Raw genomic sequence first — 1,335 nt, 5'->3', positions numbered from 1 at the left:
CTGTGGTCTGGTGGGCTGGCGGGGTGAGTGAACGGAAGCCGTATCCGAGCGACTTATCGGACGGGCAGTGGGCCCTCATCGAGCCGGTGATCACCGCGTGGAAGGACCGGCATCGCTCGGTCAGCGGCCATCAGGGCGCCTACGACATGCGGGAGATCGTGAACGCGATCCTCTACCAGGGGCGGACCGGATGCCAGTGGGCCTGTCTCCCGCATGACCTGCCGCAGAAGAGCGCGACGTACTACTACTTCGCCGCCTGGCGGGATGATGGAACCGACCAGGTCATCCACGAGCTCCTGCGCTGCCAGGTCCGTGAGCGTGCCCGGCGATTAGAGGACCCGACCCTGGTGGTGCTGGACACGCAGAGTGTCCGTGCGGCCGCCTCGGTCCCCGCCGCCACGACCGGCCACGATCCGGCCAAGCGGGTGCAGGGCCGCAAACGCGGCCTGGCCGTGGACGTCCTCGGCCTGGTCATCGCCGTCGTCGTCCTCGCCGCGAACGGCCACGACAACACCGCGGGCATCGCCCTGCTGAACGAGGTCGCCCACAACGCCGGCGGCACCGTCAGCAGGGCTCTGGTCGACCAGGGCTTCAAGACCCAGGTCGTCACACACGGAGCCGACCTCGGCATCGACGTGGAGATCGTCCAACGCGACCCGCAGCACAAGGGGTTCGTCCCGCAACCGAAGCGGTGGAGAGTTGAGCAGACCTACGGGATCTTGATACTGCACCGGCGTCTGGTCCGCGACTACGAACACCGCCCCTCCTCCTCGTCCTCCCGCGTCTACTGGGCCATGACCCATGTGATGGTCCGACGCCTCACCGGCGCGAACACCCCCACCTGGCGCGAAGCGGCAGCAACCGCGTGAACATCCGGCCTCTCCTTCAGGCACTGGACATCCAGGAAGAAGCGGCCCGGGCCCTGGCCGACGACCTCCGCGCGCAGATCGACGAGTTGCAGACCCAGTTGCGGGAGGTCGAGACCCACCTCGAACACCTCGCGATCACCCGCGCGACCGTCACCGGCCTCGCCGACCGGATTCCCGCCTCCCCGCCGGAACTGCCCGAGCATCCCGACTACGCCCGCATCCTCACCGTGTTCAACGAGGACACCGGGCCACTGCGGGCCAAGGACGTCTGCCAGGCCCTCGGCAACGAACTCCTGCCCAAGAACGTCGAGGGCACCCGAGCCAAGCTGAAACGCCTGGTCAAACTCGGCGTCCTCACTGAACCTGACACGGGCAGCTTCACCAGGAAGCAGTAGCCACCGCTACAACCAGCACCCCTGACACAACGCTCATACGGAAACGGACATCACTTCACGAACCGTCCACT

The 1,335-nt window shown here is 67.0% G+C and carries 2 protein-coding genes; both read left to right on the top strand.

The window, feature by feature from the left end; translation table 11 throughout:
* Window positions 1–23 precede the first annotated feature (23 nt).
* Window positions 24–869: an IS5 family transposase gene (locus ACIQGQ_RS37195; RefSeq protein WP_402405125.1), complete on the top strand. Its 846-nt coding sequence runs from the start codon at window positions 24–26 to the stop codon at window positions 867–869.
* Complete coding sequence (locus ACIQGQ_RS37190; protein WP_402405122.1) at window positions 866–1,264, top strand: hypothetical protein; 399 nt, start codon at window positions 866–868, stop codon at window positions 1,262–1,264. Before ACIQGQ_RS37195 ends, ACIQGQ_RS37190 begins: the two co-directional genes overlap by 4 nt.
* Window positions 1,265–1,335: the final 71 nt, after the last annotated feature.

The organism is Streptomyces sp. NPDC092952, from assembly GCF_044754785.1.
In the GTDB taxonomy this organism is placed as follows: domain Bacteria; phylum Actinomycetota; class Actinomycetes; order Streptomycetales; family Streptomycetaceae; genus Streptomyces.
Note: the sequence above shows the minus strand (reverse complement) of the source record. Positions and strands in the feature narration are given on the sequence as shown.